The sequence below is a fragment of the Bradyrhizobium sp. P5_C11_2 genome (genome assembly GCF_054049755.1).
This window is the reverse complement of sequence record NZ_JBFULT010000399.1, coordinates 1-7113: the sequence shown is the minus strand read 5'-3', so window position 1 is coordinate 7113 and position 7113 is coordinate 1. Positions and strand designations below refer to the sequence as shown.

Here is a 7113-nt window from a genome sequence, read left to right as displayed (position 1 = left end):
TTACACCCTGACGGTCGACGAATTCCTCTCCTGGCAGTTTTCCATCGACCAGCATGGTCTTGCGGGGCTTCGCACCACCCGCATTCAGCAATATCGCCAGTAAGCGATCCGGAAATCTGCGGCTTTTGACGAAAATCGGCCTCGCCCCGCGAGGCCGATTTTTTTCATGACGCTACTTTTGTCCCGGTTCTTAACCTTCGTTAACCATATCGAAACCATCACCTAGGCAATAATTGCCCAGTCGGCCTTTCCAGGGAAAGCAGCCGAATCTTCTGGGGCGGTTGCTTGCAAGGTCTTGCGGACTTTCTGAAGGGTATCGGCGCCGCCCGGTTCGGGGCGATGATCGCGGTCACCGCCGCGCTCATCGGCTTCTTCGCGYTCGTCATCATGCGCGTCACCACGCCGCAGATGACGACCCTGTTCACCGACCTCAGCGTCGAGGATTCCTCGGGCATTATCAAGGACCTGGAGCGCCAGGGCATCCAGTTCGAGCTGCGCAATGAAGGCAGCATCATCATGGTGCCCAAGGACAAGGTCACCCGGCTGCGGATGAAGCTCGCCGAGGGCGGCCTGCCCAAGGGCGGCGGGGTCGGCTACGAGGTGTTCGACAAGTCGGACGCGCTCGGCACCACCTCTTTCGTCCAGAACATCAATCACCTCCGCGCGCTGGAGGGCGAGCTCGCCCGCACCATCCGCGCCATCGACCGCATCCAGGCCGCCCGCGTCCACCTCGTGCTGCCCGAGCGCCCGCTGTTCGCGCGCGAGGCGCCGGAGCCGTCGGCCTCGATCGTGGTCCGGGTCCGCGGCTCGCTCGAAGCGCAGCAGATCCGCGCCATCCGCCACCTCGTCGCCTCCGCCGTCAACGGCCTGAAGCCGCAGCGCGTCTCGATCGTCGACGAGGCCGGCCAGCTGCTCGCCGACGGCGCCCAGAGCGATCCGGACCAGCAGATCGGCGACGAGCGCCGCACCGCCTTCGAGAAGCGGATGCGCAAGCAGGTCGAGGATATCGTCTCCTCCGTGGTCGGGACCGGGCGCGCCCGCGTCCAGCTCTCGGCCGATTTCGACTTCAACAAGATCACCCAGACCTCGGACAAGTTCGATCCCGAGGGCCGCGTGCTGCGCTCGAGCCAGACCCGCGAAGAGCAGAGCATGACCGCCGACAACAACGGCCAGGTCACCGTCAACAACGAGCTGCCCGGCAACCAGCAGAACGGCGGCGTCGCCGCCAAGGACCAGAGCAAGAAGAGCGAAGAGACCAATAATTACGAGATCTCCCGCACCACCAAGACCGAGGTGACCGAGGCCGGCCGGGTCAACCGCATCTCGGTCGCCGTCCTGGTCGACGGCATCTACTCCAAGAACGAGAAGGGCGAGCAGGCCTATCAGGACCGCACCAAGGAGCAGCTCGACCGCATCGCCACCCTGGTGCGCTCGGCGATCGGCTTCGACCAGAAGCGTGGCGACCAGGTCGAGGTCGTCAATCTGCGCTTCGCCGACGCGCCATCCACCGCTCCGATCAGCGAGTCGGGCGGCTTCCTCGGCATGCTCCAGTTCACCAAGGACGACGTCATGTACTTCGTCGAGCTCGGCGTCATGATGCTGCTCGGCCTGGTCGTGCTGTTCATGGTGATCCGGCCGCTGGTCAAGCGCATCCTCGCCTCCGACGAGGTCGCCGCCGCCATCTCCGGCGTCCTCAGCGGCCCCGCGGAGGAATCCACCCCGGCCGCCAGCGGCCAGCAGCTCCTGCCGAACGGCACCGCGAGCGCGATCGACGTCGCCACCATCCAGGGCCAGGTCCACGCCCAGTCCGTTCATCGCGTCGGCGAGCTCGCCGAGCGCAACCCCAACGAAACCGTCGCCATCATCCGTCAATGGCTGAGCGAACCGGCGAAATGATCCGAGAAGTGAACTGACATGGCCGCAGCCCTGCAAAACGCCAACAGCAACGACATCACCAGCGTGATCTCCACGCTCGGCCAGCGCGCCAACACCCGGGCCAAGGACGGCAAGCCGGCCGAGCAACTGGTCGGACCGAAGCGTGCCGCGATCCTGATGCTGGCGCTCGGCGAGCAATATGGCGGCAAGATCTGGGGGCTGCTCGACGACGACGAGGTGCGCCAGCTCTCGCTGGAGATGTCGACGCTCGGCACCGTCGAGGTCGACACGGTCGAGGACATGCTGCTCGAATTCGTCTCGCGCATGTCGGCTTCGGGCGCGCTGATGGGCAATTTCGACGCCACCGAGCGGCTGCTCCAGCAGTACCTGCCGCCCGAGCGCGTCAACGGCATCATGGACGAAATCCGCGGTCCCGCCGGCCGCAACATGTGGGAGAAGCTCTCCAACGTGCAGGAAGAGGTCCTCGCCAACTACCTCAAGAACGAATACCCGCAGACCATCGCCGTGGTGCTGTCGAAGCTGAAGTCGGAGCACGCCGCCCGCGTGCTCGGCATCCTGCCCGAAGAACTCGCGCTCGACGTCGTCAACCGCATGCTGAAGATGGAGGCGGTGCAGAAGGAGGTGATCGAGAGCGTGGAGAAGACGCTGCGCACCGAATTCATGTCCAACCTGTCGCAGACCCGGCGCCGTGACGCCCACGAGGTGATGGCGGAAATCTTCAACAATTTCGACCGCCAGACCGAAACCCGCTTCATCACCTCGCTGGAAGAGGACAACCGCGAATCCGCCGAGCGCATCAAGGCGCTGATGTTCACCTTCGACGACCTCGTGAAGCTCGATTCCGGCTCGGCCCAGACCCTGATGCGCAACGTCGACAAGGACAAGCTCGGCGTCGCGCTCAAGAGCGCCAACGAGGACGTCCGCAACTTCTTCTTCGGCAACATGTCCTCGCGCGCGGCCAAGATGCTCCAGGACGACATGGCGGCGATGGGCCCCGTGCGCCTGCGCGACGTCGACGAGGCCCAGGCGCTGCTGGTCAACCTCGCCAAGGACCTCGCCGCCAAGGGCGAGATCATGCTGACCAAGAACCGCGCCGACGACGAGTTGGTGTATTGATGGGAGCTCCCGCAAAATTCCTGTTCGATACCGACTTCGCCGCGCCCGACCGGACGCGCGAGAAGGCCGCGACCGCGGCCGAGATCGCCCAGAAGGTCGCGGAAGCCGAGGCGCGCGCCTATCAGGACGGCTTTGACGCCGGCCAGCGCGAGGCCAAGACCGAGAGCGACCGCCGCGTCGCGCTGGCCATGGAAGAGATCAACATCGCGATCCGGGGCGTCGCCTCGGGCATCGGCAACATCGAGACCAAGATGGAGACCGAGGCGGTCGAGGTCGCGGTGGCGGTGGCACGCAAGCTGTGCGCCGATCTGGTCGCCGCCGAGCCGCTCGGCGAGATCGTCGCGCTGGTCAAGGACTGCTTCTCGCACCTGGTCGCGACGCCGCATCTCGTCGTCCGCATCAACGACGCGCTGTACGACGCCGCGCGCGAGAAGATCGAGCGGCTGGCCAAGCAGAGCGGCTTCGAAGGCCGGCTGGTGATCCTGGCCGAGCCCGAGATTGCGACCGGCGACTGCCGGATCGAGTGGGCCGATGGCGGCGTCGTGTTGGAGCGCGGCGCCATCTCGGCCAAGGTCGATGAACTCGTCGGACGCTATATCGCGTCCCGCAGGGGGAACTAAGCCATGAGCGACACCGACGGACAGGTCCCGCTGCCCGACCTCAACGGCCCGATGCCGCCGACCGGCACCGACGTCGGCTACAACGAGGACGAATACGCGTCGCGCGTCGCCGCCGACCTCGAAGCCGTCTTCGACGTGCCGGTGCAGGTCTCGGCCGTGCTCGGCCGCTCCAAGATGGACGTCGGCGAGCTGTTGAAGCTCGGACCCGGCACCGTGCTCGAACTCGACCGGCGCGTCGGCGAGGCCATCGACATCTACGTCAACAACCGTCTCGTCGCCCGCGGCGAGGTGGTGCTGGTCGAGGACAAGCTCGGCGTGACCATGACCGAAATCATCAAGACTGAACGCGGTTGATTGTTTTGAGCATGATCCTCTCGGAAAACCGCTTCGCACTTCTCCGGATCATGCTGGCGCAAACACAGGGAATGACGCGCGGCAGCGCGTACAGACGGACAGGAGACTGACATGCGGCTTCTCATCGTTGGCACATTGAAGGGCCAGCTCACCACCGCCACCAAGATCGCGATGGAGAACGGCGCCACCGTGACCCACGCCGAGGATCACGACCAGGCGATGCGCGTGCTGCGCGGCGGCAAGGGCGCCGACCTGCTGCTGGTCGACGTCGCCCTCGACATCCGCGACCTCGTGATGCGGCTCGAGGCCGAGCACATCCACGCCCCGATCGTCGCCTGCGGCATCACCAACGACGCCCGCGCCGCGGTCGCCGCGATCCACGCCGGCGCCAAGGAATACATCCCGCTGCCGCCGGATCCGGAGCTGATCGCCGCGGTGCTGGCCGCGGTCGCCAACGATTCCCGCGAGCTGATCTATCGCGACGAGGCGATGGCGAAGGTCGTCAAGCTCGCGCAGCAGATCGCGGGCTCCGACGCCTCGGTGATGGTCACCGGCGAATCCGGCACCGGCAAGGAAGTGCTGGCGCGCTACGTCCATACCCGCTCGGCGCGTGCCAAGCGCCCGTTCATCTCGATCAACTGCGCCGCGATCCCCGAGCACCTGCTGGAGTCCGAGCTGTTCGGCCACGAGAAGGGCGCCTTCACCGGCGCGATCGCCCGCCGCATCGGCAAGTTCGAGGAAGCGACCGGCGGCACGCTGCTGCTCGACGAGATCTCGGAGATGGACGTTCGCCTGCAATCGAAACTCCTGCGCGCCATCCAGGAGCGCGTGATCGACCGCGTCGGCGGCACCAAGCCGGTGCCGGTCGACATCCGCATCATCGCGACCTCGAACCGCAATCTGGCGGACGCCGTGCGCGAGGGCACGTTCCGCGAGGACCTGCTGTTCCGCCTCAACGTCGTGAACCTGAAGATCCCGCCGCTGCGCGAGCGCCCCGCCGACATTCTGGAGCTGGCCCAGCACTTCGTGAAGAAATACGCCGACGCCAACGGCGTGCCGCTGCGCCCGATCTCGGCGGAAGCCCGCCGCGTGCTCTCCAGCAACCGCTGGCAGGGCAACGTCCGCGAGCTCGAAAACACCATGCACCGCTCGGTGCTGATGGCGCAGGGCGACGAGATCGGTCCCGACGCCATCCTCACGCCGGACGGCGACCGCCTCGACCTCGCCAAGACGGCACCCGCGGTCGCGCATGCCACATTCGCCGCCGAGCAGGTGACGCGCGCCCTGGTCGGCCGCACGGTCGCCGACGTCGAGCGCGACCTCATCCTGGAGACGCTGAAGCACTGCCTCGGCAACCGGACCCATGCCGCCAACATCCTCGGCATCTCGATCCGCACGCTGCGCAACAAGCTCAACGAATACGCCGACGGCGGCATCCCGATCACACCCGCCGGCACGCCCGGTGAATACCCGCGCATGCCGATGGTGGGGGCGTAGGTCACTACACAGACGCTAAAGGACGCGAATGCCCGGGCTTGGCCCGGGCATTTTCCTTTTGAGGAGAACGCAACCAGTCACCACACAATAGGTGTCGTCCCGGCCTAGTGCGCAATTGCGCACGGGGGGCCGGGACCCATAACCACAGGGAGGAGTTTGGCGAAGACCCGTCGCTCGGTACTCCAACCGCCTACAATCGATAGATCGCGCGGTATGGGTCCCGGCCTCCGCCGGGACGACGATGAGGAGATATCGCGTTCCTACCCTATTCTTGCTCCGACTTGGCCGCGCCCGCGCGGGGCCTACTTGCCCGGCGGTACGTAGGTGCTCACGAGTTTGGAAGCCTTTTCCGCGATGCTCTTGAACTCGCTCATCTTCCAAGCGCGTACGGTTTCGATCTTGGAGACGGCGCCAGCCGCAGCGGCCACCATTCCAATCGCAATGGCATCGGCGCCGTCAGGAAACTCCGTGACGAGCACTGCATCGTGTTGACCAGTGGTCATGAAAGCTCCCTGGAGCTTCCCACCGGCCTTCTCGACCAGCGCGCCGATGGCCGATGTGCGATCGGTCGGCTTGTCGACCATTCCCTTGATACCGGCATTTGAGTATGAGACGTACGAGATGAACAACGGCATGTTTCTCTCCGTTGAGGTTACACCGGTGACAATGTCGTCCTAGAAAAGACGCTCTGAAACGAGAGCAAGGCACCGCCTGCCGACGGCATGCGAGCTGCCTTGAAAATCGAGCTACGGACTTCGGCACGTCCAACTGGCAGCTTGCGCCGACTATAGCCGACTCCACACTACAGCGCGAACGGTAAGCCAAGCCTACCCATTCGGAACGCCACTGTTCTGCTGGCCAGGAAACATCTGCTTCTCGGTTGAGCCGCGTGCGGCGAGTGAAGCAGTTCACAACCAAACCACATCAAGATCGCTAGAGTCACAAGCAGCGCGACGCGATGTCGGTCAGAGCCGCATCGACCTCGCGAAACGTCCTTCACATCGAAAGGGCACGCCATGAAATGCTCCTCGTGGACCATCTCCCGCTTATCGCTGATTGTAACGCTGATCGCAGTCTCGGCGTCGTTGGCACGCGCTGACGTGATCATGGACTGGAACGCAAAGGCCGACGCGATYGCTACCGAGAAGCAAATTCCTCCAGCGCCCCACAGCCGCGTCTTGTCCATGATGCACATCGCAATGTTCGAGGCGGTCAACGCGATCGACCGCCGCTACGCGCCATACAAGATCTCCCTGCCCGCGGACCGTTCGACGTCGCGGGAAGCTGCTGCGGCAGTTGCCGCTCACGACGTGCTGCTGTCGATCTATCCAGACCTCAAGCCGGACCTGGATGCGACGCTGACGAATTCTCTGGCGCCGATTGCCGACGGCGAGTCCAAGATCGCCGGCGTCAACCTCGGGAAAGAGGCCGCGATGCAGATCATCGCGCTTCGTGCGAATGACGGCAGCGCCGCTCCGGAAACTTACCGGCCCCTGACGACACCGGGCGCCTACGTTCCGACCACCGTTCCGCTTTTCTCAACCACGGGCGCGACGACGCCCTGGGTCATGGCTTCCGGATCGCAGTTTCGCCCCGGGCCCCCGCCGGCACTTGGTTCAGAGATGTGGAC

General features: G+C 65.0%; 7 protein-coding genes and 1 pseudogene. 7 read left to right on the top strand and 1 reads right to left on the bottom strand.

The window, feature by feature from the left end:
* The 6 genes from ACXJL8_RS28980 to flbD form a co-directional block, all read left to right on the top strand.
* Nucleotides 1-103 (top strand): DUF1153 domain-containing protein (locus tag ACXJL8_RS28980; protein ID WP_456686020.1); only part of this gene is annotated, 103 nt, incomplete at its 5' end.
* A gap of 182 nt (nt 104-285) precedes the next feature.
* Nucleotides 286-1896: a flagellar basal-body MS-ring/collar protein FliF gene (gene fliF / locus ACXJL8_RS28975; protein WP_456686019.1), complete on the top strand. Its 1611-nt coding sequence runs from the start codon at nt 286-288 to the stop codon at nt 1894-1896.
* Between the two features lie 18 nt (nt 1897-1914).
* Entirely contained in the window at nt 1915-3012 is a 1098-nt protein-coding gene (gene fliG, locus ACXJL8_RS28970; protein WP_456623927.1) for a flagellar motor switch protein FliG, read from the top strand.
* The gene (locus ACXJL8_RS28965; RefSeq protein ID WP_456623928.1) at nt 3012-3632 is read left to right on the top strand and encodes a FliH/SctL family protein; all 621 of its coding nucleotides are present in this window, start codon (nt 3012-3014) and stop codon (nt 3630-3632) included. The genes fliG and ACXJL8_RS28965 overlap by 1 nt, the downstream gene beginning before the upstream one ends.
* A 3-nt stretch (nt 3633-3635) precedes the next feature.
* Nucleotides 3636-3986 (top strand): flagellar motor switch protein FliN, encoded by a 351-nt coding sequence (fliN, locus tag ACXJL8_RS28960; RefSeq protein ID WP_456623929.1) that lies wholly within the window; start codon nt 3636-3638, stop codon nt 3984-3986.
* A gap of 111 nt (nt 3987-4097) precedes the next feature.
* Nucleotides 4098-5483, top strand: coding sequence for a sigma-54-dependent transcriptional regulator FlbD (flbD, locus tag ACXJL8_RS28955; protein WP_456623930.1), 1386 nt, complete (start codon nt 4098-4100; stop codon nt 5481-5483).
* 302 nt (nt 5484-5785) lie between these two features.
* Here flbD and ACXJL8_RS28950 read toward each other — a convergent pair whose 3' ends face one another.
* Complete coding sequence (locus tag ACXJL8_RS28950; protein ID WP_456623931.1) at nt 5786-6118, bottom strand: GYD domain-containing protein; 333 nt, start codon at nt 6116-6118, stop codon at nt 5786-5788.
* A 564-nt stretch (nt 6119-6682) separates the two neighbouring features.
* Between ACXJL8_RS28950 and ACXJL8_RS28945 the strand changes: the two are divergent.
* A pseudogene (locus ACXJL8_RS28945) lies at nt 6683-7113 on the top strand (hypothetical protein); the annotation flags it as partial.